The organism is Mucilaginibacter paludis DSM 18603 (assembly GCF_000166195.2).
GTDB classification, from domain to species: domain Bacteria; phylum Bacteroidota; class Bacteroidia; order Sphingobacteriales; family Sphingobacteriaceae; genus Mucilaginibacter; species Mucilaginibacter paludis.
Map to the genome: position 1 here is coordinate 4,197,165 of NZ_CM001403.1, position 16,680 is coordinate 4,213,844.

Sequence of the window (16,680 nt, forward strand, 5' to 3'; positions counted from 1 at the left end):
TCAATGTTTAATTTGTAATTTCGCAAACAATTTATTCTAGTGTTTGTCAAATTGAAAATGAAACTGTAAAAAATTATAAAACCTTTTTACGGTTAATCTGTCTAATTCTTTTAAGTGACAGCATATTTTAATTTGATTGACAAAAACTATCTATAAAAAACGTCTACATAATGTTTACAAAAATTAATATTGTACCAAGATGGGTAATCGTATTACTTGATCTTGGGGTTTGCAGCATTTCTCTCGCGTTCGCTAACCTTATTCAATATAATTTCCACCTGGAGAAATTAAATCTTGGTCTCTTAAAACAAGATTTGTTGATTTTTTTATTGATCAATTGTTTTGTATTTGCAGCCTTTAAAACTTATGCCGGCATAGTGCGTTACACCGGGATTCAGGATGGCTTTAGAATAAGTCTCTCGGTAACCGTAAGCAATTTAATTTTATTCTTTGCGGGCTATTTTATGGTAAAGAATAGCGTTGTATCCCATATTCCGGTAATTATATTGATTATTAACGCTTTGATGTGTTTCCTTTCGTTAATGACCTATCGAATTATGGTGAAATACATATTTATGTATTTTAAAAATCTGAAGCTGGATAAAAGGAAAGTTATTATATATGGTGCCAACGAAACAGGTGTAACTACCAAACGTACGCTTGACCACGAGGCCGACTTGAACATGACCATCGTTGCTTTTGTGGATGATGACATGCGCAAGTGCGGTAAAATTGTTGATAATGTAAAGATATATAACGTAAAAGAAATTGAGCGGTTAATTGCTTCTTTGAATATCAGCGATGTGATCATTGCTAAAACCGAGATCAATATTGAACAAAAAAATACGCTGGTTGATGTTTGTTTAGCCCATAATGTACATGTGTTAAACGTTCCCCCTGTTACCGATTGGGTTAACGGCCAATTTCAAGCAAAGAATATTAAGAGCATCAAGATTGAGGACGTACTTGAACGCGATCCAATCCATATAAGCAATGATTTAATTGGTGACCAATTGAAAGGCGAAACTATTTTGGTTACTGGAGCAGCTGGGTCAATAGGCTCTGAGCTGGTTAGGCAATTGATCAAGTTTAATCCTGGTTTATTGGTTTTGAATGATCTGGCTGAAACTCCTTTACACAACTTGCAATTGGAATTAGAAGAAAAATTCCCGGGTTGTAAATTTGTTCCCTTTATTGGTGACGTTAGAAACATGGAGCGTATGAGTTTATTATTTGAAACTTACAAACCAGAATATGTTTACCATGCCGCCGCTTATAAACATGTGCCGATGATGGAAAACAACCCATGTGAAGCTATTAATACCAACGTGTTAGGAACAAAGACGGTTGCAGACTTATCGGTTATTCACGGTGTTAAAAAGTTTGTAATGATTTCTACCGATAAAGCGGTTAACCCAACAAATGTAATGGGGGCATCCAAGAGGATTGCCGAGATCTACGTTCAATCGTTGTTTAACTCTTCTTCTATAGAAAATAAATTATATAAAAACCCGAGGTCGCTTTTAAAGAATCATTATACTAAAGTACAAACTGGCTTTATTACAACCAGGTTTGGAAATGTACTCGGCTCAAACGGTTCTGTTATACCGCGTTTTAAAGCGCAGATAGAAAAAGGCGGCCCTATCACTGTGACCCATCCGGACATCACCCGTTATTTCATGACTATCCCCGAAGCGTGTCGCTTGGTGCTGGAAGCCGGCTCGATGGGCAATGGAGGAGAAATATTTATCTTCGATATGGGCAAATCGGTTAAGATAGTTGATTTAGCTAAAAAAATGATTAAGCTATCGGGATTTGTAGTAGATAAGGATATCAAGATCACTTATTCAGGTTTACGCCCCGGCGAAAAACTCTACGAAGAGCTGCTGAACGACGCCGAAAACACCATGCCAACACATCACGAGAAAATAATGGTGGCTAAAACCAGGGAATACTCATTTAACACCGTAAACGAAAATATCAATCAGTTGCTGGGATTCTCCCAGTCGTTTAACGATATATTGGTTGTTAAAAAAATGAAGCAGATTGTTCCGGAATTTAAGAGTAATAATTCTGTGTATGAGGAATATGATGTGGAGGAAATTGAGGTTAAGGAGATTGTAACAAATTAATTCTTATTTAAGTTTAATATTTGTTTTAAAGGAATTTATTGTTTTAACGATTCCCTCCTTTGATGTTAGTGGTAATTGTTTCTTCAGCGCGTTTTTAATCTTTTGGTTACTAATAATATAGTTTTCTGTTAGTTTTCCAAGCCGTTCTGTATTTAACGGCAATTTGAATGTGTCCCCTATGGTGGCTAAAAAAACGATCACTTTTTTAGGAATTGAAAGTAACCTCGGAGTTTTATTACTTAATTGCGATATTAACGAAACTACCTCAGTAGTCGAAAGTGGGCCGTCATCGGCAACATTATAAATGCCCCCCAAAATGTCTTCTCTTTCGATAATCTCTTTAATGATAAAGCAAAGATTATCTACACTTAAAAAGGATCGGTTATTTTCGAAAGCTGCTAAAGGGTATGGCAAGCCTTTTGATACAAAGTTATATAATAAGTTTAAGTTACCTTTGTTACCCGGACCATGAATCATGCATGGGCGCAGAATATAATAACTTTTGCCTGGTGGAAGATGTTTAGATTGAATGTATTCTTCAGCCATTAATTTTGACTTGCCGTAATGGGTTTGGGGGCTAGGTATGATGTCTTCTGTCAGACACTCGTTTAAATGGTCTGAAACAGCCTTAACGGTGCTAATGAATATAAATTTGTTAGCATCTGATTCTATGAAGGCATCATACAGATTTTTGGTGATTTGATAATTGACTTGATAATAATCGTCGGGATTAGATGTTTTTTTTAGATCGTGGGCTTTTCCGGCCAAATGAATAATCGCATCACAACTAAGTATATTACGATCAATATTGCTTGTAAGTTCACCTCGGCTGATGTATCCTATATTGATACTATATGGCTTTAAATATTTAATTAAATTGCAGCCTACAAAACCCGAGTATCCTGTTATTTTTACATTCATTTTTTAAATATAAACCCCCACCATTTAATAAAGTATTTTGAATATATCATAGCTTTGTTAGTATATATACTATTGGCTTTACAAGCAGCTAGAATTTCATTATTAACTTTAAATACGCTCTTTAATCCTGACGTACTAATACCACCAGTACGCATTTTAACCCATATATCCTTTACGTATTTGTATTTGATTTTATTTATAAGCAACAATCTCATTAATAACTCAAAGTCACCTGATATTTTCCAATCAATTCGGTACATCCCGTATTTTTTAAAAACTTCTCTCTTTACATAAAAAGTTGGATGTGCAGGTTGAAACCCGTATCTAAACATCCAGGGCTTAAACTGTTTGGAAGAATAATACCTGGTTGGTTTTAGTAAATCATCAGAGGTTACAAAACATATATCAGAATAAACTGCTTCTAAATCATTGTTTGCAAATTGCGCTGCAATTCTATTTAGCACATCGTCATCCGCAAAAAAGTCGTCGGAATTGAGTATTCCAATAAGATCACCCGTTGCTAATCTTATTCCCTTATTTATCGCATCATAGATACCCCGATCAGGCTCAGAAACCCAATGAGTGATTCTGTCATACTTTTTTATAATATTTAACGTATTATCACTTGAGGCCCCATCAATAATAATATACTCAATATTATTATAGGATTGGTTTAGAACTGATTGAATACATGTTGAAATAAATCTCTCAGAGTTATAGGCAACAGTAATAACTGATATTTTCATTAATGAAATGTCAAAGAGAGCATAATTAACTTAAATTAAAAATACTTATGTAAACTCATGATATAGTTAGATTCTTGCCGCGGTAATGATAAATTAGCTTAAATACTAGGTAAGCGATAAAAAGTCAAAAATGCAATAGAATTGACTATATTATATACTAAACGACACAGGGGTTTCCCTACTAAAGGTATTTTTACAAACATTGAAATTATATGTCCAATAAATTTTATATATAAAGCTCTAAATGAATTTTTTCCCCATTTTATCTCCTCTGACTTCGCAATTTCAAAAATTCTTTTTGGAATTATTTGTAATGATTTATTGATGCCATGAAGTCTATAACCCGCAACGGGTTTGTCAAGTTCCAACCAGCTAAATATTAAATAGGCTTTAAAAAAAAATATAGCGTCAAATAAATAATGGAAGCTTGTATCAATAGGTACTGCTTCGTAAACCGCTTTGGTCCAAAACGTTGCCGGTTGTAAAACTGCAGTTCTATGTCTCATCAAGGAAATTGAATCCAGTGGGTGATATCGTAAATTAATCGGTTTAATATACTTCCCATCAACATCGGTGTAATAGCCTTTATAACTTATTAAATCTACATCTTTGTAGTTTTGAAATGAAGATATAACAGAAGTAAGAACATCTGTGCACAAGTAATGATCATCAGCATTTAAAAAGCAGAAGATATCACCTGTAGCAAATTTAAAAGCTCTTACAATAGCGTCAGCCTGTCCTGTGTCATTGTCGCTAACAAATTTAAAACGACTGTCCATCTCACAATAAGATTTAATAATTTGTACCGAATTATCAGTAGATCCGCCGTCGGCTATTAAAACCTCAAAGTTAGTATAGGTTTGGTTTTTGATGCTACTTAAGCAAATTGAAAGAAATTTTTCATAATTGTAATTTGGTACCGCAATGCTTATTTTCATTTTACTTATTGTAATCTACTAAAATTTATATGTATGTTCGCAATATTTTCAATTTTGCTTTTGCTGTCTCATTTTTAGTTAGAAAATATTTTAGTTTTTCACGGAAAATGACAGATTTTAAGAAAAAAGATTTGTTGAATTTGTGCTTTTTAATATAATAAACAGCGCTGTCTAAATAAGCTTTATATCTAAAGTCATTAGATATGGTTGTATGGCCTTCTAGATGAACGATATTCATATTTAGCAATACAATTTTACGATCAGGCAAGCGTTTCATTAAATCAGGCTCTTCATTGCAAAGAAAAATATCTTCATCAAATCGGCCTATTTCCAAAAAAGTTTCTCGATGTATTACAAATGCAGCGCCCCATGGCCATATTGCTTTATTTAAGAACTTTACGAAGTTAGGTAAAAGAAAAGCTTTTTTTCTAATTAGGTTATAGAAGAATGATAGGCAAGAGTATTCGGGAAAGTTACTGTACGAGTTGTTTTCTTTGCCCTCTAAGTCAATTAACCTAAATCCCAATATTATTTTCGGATTTAGATTTGTAGTTTTTACGATCTTTTTAAAAGAAAAACCTTTGGTAAGGATTGTATCAGGGTTTAAAAAAAACAATATTTTACCTATTGCATAATTTACTCCCAGATTATTCCCTTGGCCAAAGCCGCCATTTTTGGGGTTTTTAATGTATTTGATATTAATAATGCTTTCTTCTTGAAATGGTGTTATAATATTTTCAAATGTAGTATCAGGGTAATTATCAACCAATATAATTTCAATCTCGTTTGGATCGATATCAATGTGTTGAGTAATGGATTGCAGGCATTCCATTATAACCTTTTCGCTATTATATAAAACAATGATAATTGATATCTCGCAATGTTTTTTCTGAATCATTTGATAGTTTTCTCTATTATGTTATTAGTTATTGCCTATTGTAATTTATTAAGCCACGTATCCAGGTGAATTTCCTTGTGCTTCCGTGATCCGCTTTTTCCCCAACAACGAGTACATTATCACAATCACCAACATTCCTGTAGAACTTACTAATAACGGATTGGTACCTACAATAAACAAATATCCCCAATATGCTATAATTATATATCTGTTGTTTAAATGACGCGTTCTACTAAAATACATTTGAAGTACAGGGTATAATAGGATAACAAAAATAACGATTGTTAAAGGAATGCCGAACCACCTAATCAAATCTAAATAAGTAAGTTCTGTTTGGCTGGCAACAGCTTTTGTTCCTGATGTGTAAAATGTGCTGCCTAAACCGCTGCCCCAAATCAGATATTGTGGATGCTGTCTAAAGAGGAGTACGTAGGAATCAAGGTGTCCGGATTTAATTGTGGAAGATTCATCTGTTTCCGCAAAAGATAGCGTTTTAAAAAAGTATAATAATGCGAGGACTACTATTATACATCCCATAAACAACGGTAGTTTGTTTTTCTTTTTGAGAAGAAAAACAAACAAAAAGTATACCACTATGACTACGGCTGATAGCATATTCGCTCTTGTGCCAGATAATATTAATGTAAACAGAAATAAGAAAACTAACACAAGGTCTGTGAATTTTTTTCTATCAAAAAGCTTGTCACTGTAATATGCTAATGGAAATAGCAGCAAAGGTGACGTCCTATAATACAACATCAGAACTTCATACCCATAATAATTTCTATTAGAAAATTTAGCAACGTCTTTCGCATCTAAGTAACTGTCTATTTGTAAGGCAAGATTAGGGTTTGTAGAGAAAGAAATATATATAGGAATTATGATTAGGGGAATAAGTATGCAAAGCCGATTTAAATAATTTGCTAAAGGAATTTCCAAGTCCACTACAACTATAAGCAAGGTTATAATGAGAAAAGATTTAGTAAATCCAAGTGCGAATGTCGGATCTGCAAATGTGTTTTGAACAATTGCACTGCAAATTCCAAATACTGGAATAATTAAAAAAATAAGACAGGCAAATAAGGTGTCCTTGTTAATTGCAATTGGCTGGAATGTTTTAAGTAAAAACCAAGAAATAAAAATCATTATAAACAAAGGTGTTTTAAGACGAAAAATTAAATCACCTGGGTCTATAATTAGAACAAATATTAAAAATTTGGAAAAGAATTTTATTACAGAATGCAGCATTTACATTTGGTTTGCCATTTAATTGATAAATATTATAGTTGGGTCTAAAATTTTATACCCTTAGCGAAATCTATAGCAAAGGCAGTCGTTCTATTTTCCAAAGTCTTTTTAAGCTGTTCAACTTCTATACTGTAATGGTTTACGCTTTCGTTTATAACTTTTTCCATTATTATGGATAACTCATTTACATTATTAGGGTCAAAATACATTCCAAATTCTGGCTTTTGCTCTTTATGAACTTTTATATCTGATAAAATCAAGGGTTTTCCTATCGTTTTAGATTCTTCAACTGTAGAACTCCATCCTTCAAAAAATGAAGGGTTAATTATACATTGGCTGAGTATCATTAGATTAAGTACATCCTTGTAGGGAATAAGCCCAAGCAATAAGATATTACTTGATAAATCGTTTTCCTTAATATAATTCAATAGGCCTTGAATATGATCTTTTTTACTTCGAAAATCATTCATTAGGCCTGAGGTGACTAATAGTGGAGAATACCCTTTATCTTTAAGTATTTTCACTGCCTTAAAGGTAACTTCATGGTTTTTATGTGACCAAAATTGATTCGGTAAGTAAAAAAAGGCGCGGTTAATGTCGTACTTAGAAAGCAAGTCTTTTTTTGTTCTTTCATCGAGATCGATTTTTAAGCCCTCTTCCGGTTGGCAAACAAAATGTAGTATATTTACTTTATCGGTAAGATGATCATATTCCATTTTAAAGTCGTCAAAAGCAGAGGCACTACTTAAAAATATTCTGTCAGATTTTGTGATAAGCCTGTTCAAAAACTGTTTCGTTAATTTTAATTCCTTCTTCGTCCATAAATCTGGGAAATGAAGATGTTGAAAATCCATTACCCAATTTACAGTTTTTATCTTTTTGGATATAAAACTTGAGTGGCTTACAACGTCAATTTTATAATTTGATAGCAATCTATCCAATAAAATATTTTTGTCAAGAAGCTTTTCTCCAATTTTGTCAATTACCCATTTGGTTGAATTGCGCGTGAGGATATTGGTTTTAATTATTTGAGCGAACGGACTAAAAATATCAATATATTCTTGTGAAAGATTATCTGGCACAAATAGAAAAATTTTTACTTCATGTTTTAAATTTTTATCTATTGCAAAAAACAGATTACGGAAATAGTTAATTGCTCCTTTATAGTGCGTGGGATAATTAAGCAAAAATGCAACTCTAACCATTTTTTAATTTTTTAAAATACTCAAAAAAAGCTTGGAGACCTTTGTTCATTGGTATCTGAGGTTCCCAACCATATGCTTTTGCTTTGGTTACATCTGCCCAAAAATAAATTGGGTCGCCTTGCCTTACAAAGCCGTTAAAATTGATTTTTATATTTTTATCAAAATTGCTCGCAAGTAGTTCAAGTGTATCTTTGATTTCCATCCTGACACCACTTGCTCCATTTATAACATCCCACTGATTTAGATTTTCGGTAAAAGAATAAATCAAACTAGTAGCATCATCAATATTTATCCAATCACGTGTTTCCTTGCCGGTGCCAAAAAATACAATTTCATTTCCTGTTGAATTTTTAATTTTGTTGCATGCGTCATAAAGCAGTTGCTTTTGAAGACCGGGCCCATAAATAGAAAAAAAACGGATAATGCCAACAGTGACGTTATAGTTTCTATGGTACGATAGACATAATTCTTCGGCACTTTTTTTATGAAAACCATATGGTGAAATCGGCGAAGAGATTACATTTTCTAAAATTGGTCTATCGGGAAGCTGTCCTTGAACAGCAGGACTGGACGGATATATAAATTTACAGTTTGGTACTCGTAATCTTATATACTCCAATATTGAAAGTGTGCTTTGTACACTTTTTTGAAAATCTTCATAAGGATTTGAATAAGAGAAGCCAACTGATCCACTTCCTCCGCAATGAACAATAGCATCAAACTTCACATCGATGGTCATTAATGATTCAAAAGTTATAGTTGATTCAAACCACTCATCTACGCCCCATTGAATATAATCTTCGGGATGCCATTTGCCGTGTCCCAGGCCAACAACATGATAGCCATTCTCTTTAAATATTTTAGCTGTATGGCGTCCCAAAAAACCATACGTGCCTGTTACTAAAACTTGTTTCACTTTATCTTTTTAGGTTACCATTAAGTTCTTTAATTACTGTCGCTGGGTTGCCGCCAACAACCGTCCATGCAGGTACGTCTTTGGTCACAACGCTTCCTGCACCAACTATTGCTCCCTCACCAATCGTTACGCCTTTTAATATAATACAATTCATCCCAATCCAAGCGTTTGAACAAATTTTAATAGGTTTGGTTTCTACAACATCCCAATTTTTATTTTCGATAAAAATTGCGCCATTTCTATAATCCTGCAATTGTTGAATAATATCCTTTTCCCGCTCCTTATAATCAAGGGAATGAGAATTATGATCGTAGACGTAGCTTCCCCAAGCCATGAATACATTGTCTTCTATTTCAATTTTACTTCTGCAAATCAAGGAACTTCGCCCTATAAAAACATTATTACCTATGGTAACTTCTCCTTCTGAGGATTCAAATAAGATTTGACAATCTAAAATTGTATTATCACCTATTTTGACATATTTTTTATTTTTTATAGGTTTAATTAAATTAATCGAAAACATCTCAAAAAAATTGGAGTTACCAATTTGTACATGGTTCTTTATTTTTTTAAGTAGAATTTTTAGTTTGTATCTACGTAAAAAGCTGATAATTGCTGACAGCATATTTAATATTAAGCGTTAATGATGTAAAATTTATAATATTTAATACTTGTATAGTAATTTACGACTAACATCACTGAATTCTCCTAAATGATTTATAACGCGTTTTGAACCAAGTTCTGATATCAAGTATTTTATCCAATCTATATAAACAAAAAATAAAAGTTAAAAGTATAAGAAAGCCATTTGTAAAATATTGAAAAATACCATTAAGATACAATGAACTGCTCAAAGTTGCTAGTACAGAACCACCCAAAAAGAAAATAGATTTTACATTTATGAACGAAAAACTAAATGCATTAAGGCGTTTGGTGCTATAAATTACAAAAAATAAACAAGCTAAATTTCCAGCCAAAAATCCAATACCTAAAACATTAAATCCAAAATATCTCCATCCTGCGAAAATGAAAGAAATGTAAACTGCTTGTCTTATGGTTTCAGCAATTATTGCATACCACCCTTTGTTTTTTGAAAGATAAAGAACACCCATTGTCCAACTAATAAAAGTAAAAAATGAAGCCATCATTTGCCATTTTAAAACAGATATTGCTACATGAAATGAACTGGAATATAAGATACTTATGGCTAATGATGAAAATGCAATCATTAGTAGAAGCATCGGAGTACCAACCAAAAGGGTCATTTCAAGTTGTTCATTGATTAATTTGTTACTGGCAATCTTATCGTCCTTAATAACGCTTAACCGAGGGAAATAATCAGCCAACATTGAGTTAAGTAAGATATTAATGTACATTGTAGATATTGTCCACACAGCTTGAAAATAGCCGACAGAATCTAGGCCTAAGTGCGATCTGATCAATATTCTGATTAGATATAAAGACGCGGTGGCAACAAACCCATTAACTACAATGAAAAAACCTAATTTTGCCATGCCTAAGCCTTCTGTAAAGGTTTGGGATAGTGATAGCTGTACAGGTTCTGTAATTACTCTTCTGGCGTATAGCCAGGAAATGGTTAATGCCCCAAGTGCAGTGAGAATCATTGAAGGTACTACTCCTGATATGCCTAACCACCAAAAAAGCGGTAATGAAATTACAGTTCCTAAAACAGAACCCAATAGGTTAGCTTTTGCCATCTCACCTATTCGCCTAAGGCCTTGTAAAATGGCCAGTTGCCCTGCAGATACAGCAGTAATTAATAATGTTACTGACATTATTGCTATGCTGAAGGTATAAGCGTCACTCCCAAATGAGTAGTTACTAAAAAACTTACACAATACGATAATCACAATCATACCGACTAAGCCGGTGCCAAATTCCCAACGCCTCAAAATTAGTATTGTCTTTGCAACCCGATGTGGGTCTGTATTATTTTCGGCAACATTTTTTACTCCACTAAAATTAATGCCTAAACCGGTCCCATTTCTAACTAGATCAATTATTGTTTGAAAAATACCTGAAACACCTACGCCAGCCGGACCTAGCAATATTGCTATAACTTTATTTCTAATGATACCGATCGCAATATTTATTATCTGTGATCCGCCAACAATAGTGGTTGATTTGAATATCTGTTTATATGATTCTTTGTTATTCTCCATTTTAAATAACCCTGTCTACTTCCATTTTTAATTTTGTGATCGTTATAGCATATTCAATATTATAATCTATTGGTACTTCAAGGAAAACTCAATAAAATGACTTTATTTATTTTAATAAAACTATTCTTGCTATAAATTTGATATATCCATATAAAACAATGATTGTTTTATCAAGTAAATTTATACTTATGTCTTTTTTCAGGAAGTGCAATGTGAAGACGAAACTCAATTTAAAGATCTCTGAGTAACCAATTTTTCTTGTATTGATTCTGTGATGGTCACAAACAGCATGATCGCTCATCATTTTTTTATAGACGAATGTTGACAACATCAACTCTCGACTATATATTTTTCCTATTAATTTTAATGTTTCATAATTAGATAAGCCAAGCTGTTGAGCGCTGTTCAGGTAAGTTTCAAACTCTAATAATCGCTTAGCCGGAGAAAAATAAATGTTGCTTGCATTATATGTAAAAGATGGCTTATGTCTTGCCTCATCTGTTTTTTCAGTATAAAAAGCGGGTAAATTAATTAATTTTGATTTGCCAAGCATGGCCATATCGGCATTAATTACATCTGCGCAAAATGGGAAGTTTGATTGTTCAATCAACATTGTTTTCAACGAAGTGAGGTTAGCATAAATATCTGTTTTGTAAAAAACTCCAGTTGGATGCTTTGATAAATAAGCCATATTTACAATTGATTGATATTGTTTATCATAAACAATATCAGGCGTCTCTTGTTGAATATTCAATGCGCAATGCCCGAAAACTACTTCTGGATCACTCTTACAGCGTTCTATTAATTTTTCAACACTTTGGTAGTTCAGATAGTCTTTATCCAAACATAGAAATGCAAACTTCCCCGATGGCAAACTCAAACACTTAAGTAAGTTTGGTACTCCACCTATATTACTTTCATTTTGTACAAAAGAAAATCTTGGGTCGGTGATTGTGCTTAATAACTTTTTGGTTTCATCTGTTGAACAATTATCAAGTACTAAAATATTAATTTCGTTTCCCGGATACATCAAGATGTCATTCACTAACTTATAAACCTTATCACATCGGTTAAAAGTTGGAATGCAAATACTTATTAATGGGCTTAATGGGGCAGAGATATTTAACACGTCATAATCATTATATATATAGCACTTATTACAAAGTTGAATCGAAATTATTTGTAATAAATTATCCAGTAGATATTACAGAAAAGGAATTCTTTTTTGTTAAAAAATACCGCTCAATAAACTTATAAGAAAAGGCAGAAAGGCAAATTACCAAAACAAAAATAACAGGGTAAGCTATTATCATTAAATGAAATTTATTTAACCCGATAATTACTAAATTAATAGCGAATACATGGTACATATAAATTCCATATGATATCTTACCTAGATAATCAAAAACTGGATAATCAAGATTTATTATACTGGTTTGCGTTCTAACAAGATTAAGTATAATGAATCCATATAAAACTGCATGCACCTCCCAAAAAAATCCATGAAAATCAAAACCAGTTAATAATAGTATAAACTCTACCAAATAGACACATAACTGAAAGGAATTTGTCAAAAAGAAGCTTCTATCGCTAATTTTATTATTTAAAATTGCGAATAACCCGCCTATTAATAAACAGTCAAACTTTAGGCGTTGTCTAACTATTATCATTACTTTAAATAAAGTATCATAAGAAAACTTGCTAACAAGCAATTTGTTGTGAGTTGCAATGGTTGTTAAAATACAACAAAGTAAATAAATTATAATATAGATGATCACAAAATAGACGATCTTTTTCTGATTGAATTTTTTAACGATAAATGGCCAAACTATATAAAATTCTTCTTCTATACCGATTGACCAGGACTGCGCACAATATAAAATTGGACCAATTGCTATTGACTGTATATGGGGAAGAAACAGAAAATATAATATAGAATTGCTTAACAGATGATCATTTACATTTACAAAAGGGTCTCCAATTTGAAAAACCGGAAACAAAGGCATGATAAAAAATCCTAAAATCATTATCACAAAGTATAATGGCCATATGCGCAACAAACGTCTGATAATAAACTTTTTTATAGATATGTTAAAAACAGATGCTTTTTCGATAAATAATAGAGAGGTAATTAAAAAACCACTTAATACGAAAAACAAGTCTACGCTCAGACTCCCCATTATGTTGATAGCGGGAATATCATATACATTTGTAAGTCCTTTAGCCGATTTGATTTGTTCAGTATGCGCTATAATAACTACAAAAGCCGCTATAAAACGCAATGGATTTAAATTAGCAAAATGTACTTTATTTGTCATTTGTTAATCTCATATATTATAATTAAATGTATTAAATTAATATTTTTGCTGATTTATCCTTTATTCAACTTTAATTAAACGATCTCTGTTAGGCTGATCGATATGAAATAGATTAAGTATTTATATAGTTCTTAATGATTTCATGGATATAATCATAATGGCTTTCGTTAAGACCCGGCCATACACCAAGCCAAAAGGATTGATTCATTATAATGTCTGTATTCGATAGGTCGCCAATGGTTCGGTGTTTTATGTTTGCGTAAGCCGGTTGACGTAATAAATTACCGCCAAATAGTAACCGTGTGCCAATTTTTTTTTCTTCCAAGTGTTGTACTAACATGTGCCTATCTGCAGCATCGCCTTCACGAAGGGTGAGCAAAAAGCCAAACCACGAAGGGTCGCTGTGCTCTGTGGCTTCGGGTAAAATGAAAATTTCTTCAAATTCTTTCATCCGTTCATACAATGCTTTATAGTTTTCTCTTCTTCGGTTAACAAAATGATCTACTTTTTTTAGTTGAGATACACCAAACGCAGCTTGCATATCAGTAACTTTTAAATTAAAACCGATATGTGAATAGGTGTATTTATGATCGTACCCATAAGGGAGAGTGCCTATTTGTTGAGAGAACCTGCATCCGCAAGTATTGTCTCTGCCGGGCTCACAATAACAATCTCGTCCCCAATCTCGGAAGCTCTCAGCTATTTTGGCTAATTGTAAATTATTAATTAATACAGCTCCTCCTTCTCCCATGGTTATGTGATGCGCTGGATAAAATGAAAAAGTAGAAATATCTCCAAATGTACCTGTCTTTTTTCCACGATATGTAGCTCCTAATGAATCGCAATCATCCTCAACAAGCCAGAGGTTATATTTCTTTGCAACTCGCATTACTTCGTCTAAGTTAAATGGATTGCCAAGTGAATGTGCTATCATAATCGCTTTCGTTTTTGGCGACACCGCCGCTTCAATATCTTCAGCTTTTACATTATGCGTTGCAATATCTACATCCACAAATACTGGAATAGCACCAAACTGAATCATTGGGTTTACAGTTGTGGGGAAACCAGCAGCGACAGTAATTACCTCATCTCCAGGTTTTATAGCGCGGTCACCGAGTTTTGTAGAGGTTAAAGCATAAAACGCTATCAAATTTGCTGATGAACCTGAATTTACAAGCAAAACTTTAGGGGCTCCAAAATAAGCTGCAAAGTTCTTTTCAAAATCATTTGCAAACCTGCCTGCAGTAAGCCAGCCGTCTAGGGCAGCATCAACCCCTAAAAGGATATCGTCCTCATCCAAAACTTTTCCTGTCACCGGGATATAGCTTTTACCTGGAATAATGTTTTGTGATGTTTGTGCCTTTGCAATATTCCTCAAACTAGTTTCAAGGGATATATCTGTAATGTTTTTTAACGCCATTATTATCTACTTTGTGTATTTATATTAAGTGCTTTCCATTCCAATCGGAGCAGAAAATGGTTCCATCTCCGTAATGGGTTTTCCAAATGCAATTTTGGGGTAAGTATTCGTCTGTGGATCTATCATAACCTGTAATACCAAAGGTCTATTCTCATTTTCACCTTCCCATAGCCATGCTACAGCGTTCTCTACTTCTTCTGGATGATCTATAGTTTTTGCGTTTATGCCATATGCAATAGCGATTTTTTCAAAATCTGGCGCGCTATATCCCCAATAAGTAGATTGATACCTTGATTCAAAATAACTGTCTTGGAATTGTCTTATCATTCCAAGTGTTCTGTTATTTAATACAATTATTTTGATAGGTAAATCATTTCTTACTACAGTTTGTAATTCCTGTATATTAAGTTGCATACATCCGTCGCCAATCAAAACCACAGCAGGTTTTTTATTTGCTGTAATGCTGGCTCCAATGGCGGCTGGTAATGAAAAGCCCATTGCGCCCATTCCTCCAGATGTTAGAAATAGTTGGCCTTTGTTTAATTGTAATGATTGTGCCGCCCACATCTGGTGACTTCCCACATCAGCTAAGTAGGCAAATGCCTTTTGACTAATTGCGGCTAATCGATGCATAAATTTATTAGGGTTAATTCCGCTAGGGTTTAATTCCGAAGTATCCGGCCACTTACTTTTAAGATTGTTGATGTGAATTAACCAATTTGTGTTATTATTAAAAAAGGTGTTTTGTGCTGCAATGTCAAATTGCTTAAAAAATACATCGAGCGTTGTTACTATTGGTACGCATCCCTTAATTCTATTGTTTATTTCACAGGAATCACAATCAACATGGTAAATTTTTCTATTTTCTATAAATTTAGTGTCTGCCCCAGTTTGACGGACATCTAATCTGCTACCTAAAACAATAAGTAAATCGCATTCTCCAAAAGCAATATTCGCCCATCTATTACCGTAACTACCGATAAAGCCTACTCTCATTGGATCATCAAAAGCAATGGTATCTAAGGCTAAAAGCGTCGTTATAACTGGAGTTTTTGTTTTCTGTATAAATTTGTCAAAATAATCTTGGCACTGTGCGGCTTTAACGCCCCTGCCAGCTAAAATAAGTGGTCTTTGGGCATTTTGTATATCTGAAATTAGGTCTTTTAGATCTTTTTCGGATATGATGTTAACTTGTTCTTCAACAGCTGAACTGATATAATTTGTGTCAATTTGAGCCCTTTGCACATCCATCGGGATATCAATCAATACAGGACCTGGTCTTCCTTCCATAGCAATCCTGAATGCCTCCTCAAAAATATATGGAATATCCTCTGCATTATTAACCAGATATGCCGCTTTGGTAATGGGTTTAGCCATAGCCACTATATCAGTTTCCTGGAAACCCAATTGTCTGATTGTCTTATCTCTTTTTTGTTCATGCCTATTTACCTGTCCGGTAATGAATATTGCTGGCGATGAATCAAAATAGCAACTACCAATGCCGGTTAATAAGTTTGTTGCCCCCGGACCACTAGTCGCGAGTGCCACCCCCGGTAACCCTGTAACTCTCCCATAGGCATCAGCAGCAAATGCGGCTGACTGCTCATGATGCATCGTAACTATATTGATAGTTGTATTTTGACTGATTGAATCTAAAAGATGTGTAATCATTCCACCGGATAGTTCAAAAATACAACCTACGCCTTTTTTCTCCAGAAAACCCGCAATAAAATCTGATACTTTCATTTAGTTGTA

14 protein-coding genes are annotated in these 16,680 nt (G+C 33.5%); 1 reads left to right on the forward strand and 13 read right to left on the reverse strand.

The window, feature by feature from the left end:
- The first annotated feature begins 170 nt into the window (after nt 1–170).
- Nucleotides 171–2,132: a polysaccharide biosynthesis protein gene (locus MUCPA_RS17820; protein ID WP_008508272.1), complete on the forward strand. Its 1,962-nt coding sequence runs from the start codon at nt 171–173 to the stop codon at nt 2,130–2,132.
- 3 nt (nt 2,133–2,135) lie between these two features.
- Here MUCPA_RS17820 and MUCPA_RS17825 read toward each other — a convergent pair whose 3' ends face one another.
- The 13 genes from MUCPA_RS17825 to MUCPA_RS17885 form a co-directional block, all read right to left on the reverse strand.
- A complete protein-coding gene (locus MUCPA_RS17825) occupies nt 2,136–3,053 on the reverse strand; it encodes an NAD-dependent epimerase/dehydratase family protein (protein WP_008508273.1) in 918 nt (305 codons plus the stop codon).
- A complete protein-coding gene (locus tag MUCPA_RS17830; RefSeq protein WP_008508274.1) occupies nt 3,050–3,799 on the reverse strand; it encodes a glycosyltransferase family 2 protein in 750 nt (249 codons plus the stop codon). The genes MUCPA_RS17825 and MUCPA_RS17830 overlap by 4 nt, the downstream gene beginning before the upstream one ends.
- Before the next feature lie 98 nt (nt 3,800–3,897).
- On the reverse strand, nt 3,898–4,737 hold the full coding sequence (locus MUCPA_RS17835; protein ID WP_008508275.1) for a glycosyltransferase: 840 nt from the start codon (nt 4,735–4,737) through the stop codon (nt 3,898–3,900).
- Between the two features lie 25 nt (nt 4,738–4,762).
- Nucleotides 4,763–5,635 carry a glycosyltransferase family 2 protein gene (locus MUCPA_RS17840; protein ID WP_008508276.1) on the reverse strand — a complete coding sequence of 291 codons (873 nt, stop codon included), beginning with the start codon at nt 5,633–5,635 and terminating at the stop codon, nt 4,763–4,765.
- 48 nt (nt 5,636–5,683) lie between these two features.
- Nucleotides 5,684–6,883, reverse strand: a complete 1,200-nt coding sequence (locus tag MUCPA_RS17845; protein ID WP_008508277.1) for an O-antigen ligase family protein — start codon at nt 6,881–6,883, stop codon at nt 5,684–5,686.
- Between the two features lie 44 nt (nt 6,884–6,927).
- Nucleotides 6,928–8,088, reverse strand: a complete 1,161-nt coding sequence (locus MUCPA_RS17850; protein ID WP_008508278.1) for a glycosyltransferase — start codon at nt 8,086–8,088, stop codon at nt 6,928–6,930.
- Complete coding sequence (locus MUCPA_RS17855) at nt 8,081–9,004, reverse strand: NAD-dependent epimerase/dehydratase family protein (RefSeq protein ID WP_008508279.1); 924 nt, start codon at nt 9,002–9,004, stop codon at nt 8,081–8,083. Before MUCPA_RS17855 ends, MUCPA_RS17850 begins: the two co-directional genes overlap by 8 nt.
- Before the next feature lies 1 nt (nt 9,005).
- Nucleotides 9,006–9,629 carry an acyltransferase gene (locus tag MUCPA_RS39285; RefSeq protein WP_008508280.1) on the reverse strand — a complete coding sequence of 208 codons (624 nt, stop codon included), beginning with the start codon at nt 9,627–9,629 and terminating at the stop codon, nt 9,006–9,008.
- 70 nt (nt 9,630–9,699) lie between these two features.
- The gene (locus tag MUCPA_RS17865) at nt 9,700–11,187 is read right to left on the reverse strand and encodes an oligosaccharide flippase family protein (RefSeq protein WP_008508282.1); all 1,488 of its coding nucleotides are present in this window, start codon (nt 11,185–11,187) and stop codon (nt 9,700–9,702) included.
- A 106-nt stretch (nt 11,188–11,293) separates the two neighbouring features.
- Nucleotides 11,294–12,316 carry a glycosyltransferase family 2 protein gene (locus tag MUCPA_RS17870; protein ID WP_008508284.1) on the reverse strand — a complete coding sequence of 341 codons (1,023 nt, stop codon included), beginning with the start codon at nt 12,314–12,316 and terminating at the stop codon, nt 11,294–11,296.
- Between the two features lie 61 nt (nt 12,317–12,377).
- Complete coding sequence (locus tag MUCPA_RS17875; protein ID WP_008508286.1) at nt 12,378–13,505, reverse strand: acyltransferase family protein; 1,128 nt, start codon at nt 13,503–13,505, stop codon at nt 12,378–12,380.
- 112 nt (nt 13,506–13,617) lie between these two features.
- Complete coding sequence (rfbH, locus tag MUCPA_RS17880) at nt 13,618–14,925, reverse strand: lipopolysaccharide biosynthesis protein RfbH (RefSeq protein ID WP_008508288.1); 1,308 nt, start codon at nt 14,923–14,925, stop codon at nt 13,618–13,620.
- A gap of 24 nt (nt 14,926–14,949) precedes the next feature.
- On the reverse strand, nt 14,950–16,671 hold the full coding sequence (locus MUCPA_RS17885; RefSeq protein ID WP_008508289.1) for a thiamine pyrophosphate-binding protein: 1,722 nt from the start codon (nt 16,669–16,671) through the stop codon (nt 14,950–14,952).
- Nucleotides 16,672–16,680 lie beyond the last annotated feature (9 nt).

What these genes read in the sequence shown, in the direction of transcription:
- MUCPA_RS17820 (WP_008508272.1), top strand. Translation starts at nt 171, where the DNA reads ATGTTTACAAAAATTAATATTGTACCAAGATGGGTAATCGTATTACTT.
- MUCPA_RS17825 (WP_008508273.1), bottom strand. Translation starts at nt 3,053, where the DNA reads ATGAATGTAAAAATAACAGGATACTCGGGTTTTGTAGGCTGCAATTTA.
- MUCPA_RS17830 (WP_008508274.1), bottom strand. Translation starts at nt 3,799, where the DNA reads ATGAAAATATCAGTTATTACTGTTGCCTATAACTCTGAGAGATTTATT.
- MUCPA_RS17835 (WP_008508275.1), bottom strand. Translation starts at nt 4,737, where the DNA reads ATGAAAATAAGCATTGCGGTACCAAATTACAATTATGAAAAATTTCTT.
- MUCPA_RS17840 (WP_008508276.1), bottom strand. Translation starts at nt 5,635, where the DNA reads ATGATTCAGAAAAAACATTGCGAGATATCAATTATCATTGTTTTATAT.
- MUCPA_RS17845 (WP_008508277.1), bottom strand. Translation starts at nt 6,883, where the DNA reads ATGCTGCATTCTGTAATAAAATTCTTTTCCAAATTTTTAATATTTGTT.
- MUCPA_RS17850 (WP_008508278.1), bottom strand. Translation starts at nt 8,088, where the DNA reads ATGGTTAGAGTTGCATTTTTGCTTAATTATCCCACGCACTATAAAGGA.
- MUCPA_RS39285 (WP_008508280.1), bottom strand. Translation starts at nt 9,629, where the DNA reads ATGCTGTCAGCAATTATCAGCTTTTTACGTAGATACAAACTAAAAATT.
- MUCPA_RS17865 (WP_008508282.1), bottom strand. Translation starts at nt 11,187, where the DNA reads ATGGAGAATAACAAAGAATCATATAAACAGATATTCAAATCAACCACT.
- MUCPA_RS17875 (WP_008508286.1), bottom strand. Translation starts at nt 13,505, where the DNA reads ATGACAAATAAAGTACATTTTGCTAATTTAAATCCATTGCGTTTTATA.
- rfbH (WP_008508288.1), bottom strand. Translation starts at nt 14,925, where the DNA reads ATGGCGTTAAAAAACATTACAGATATATCCCTTGAAACTAGTTTGAGG.
- MUCPA_RS17885 (WP_008508289.1), bottom strand. Translation starts at nt 16,671, where the DNA reads ATGAAAGTATCAGATTTTATTGCGGGTTTTCTGGAGAAAAAAGGCGTA.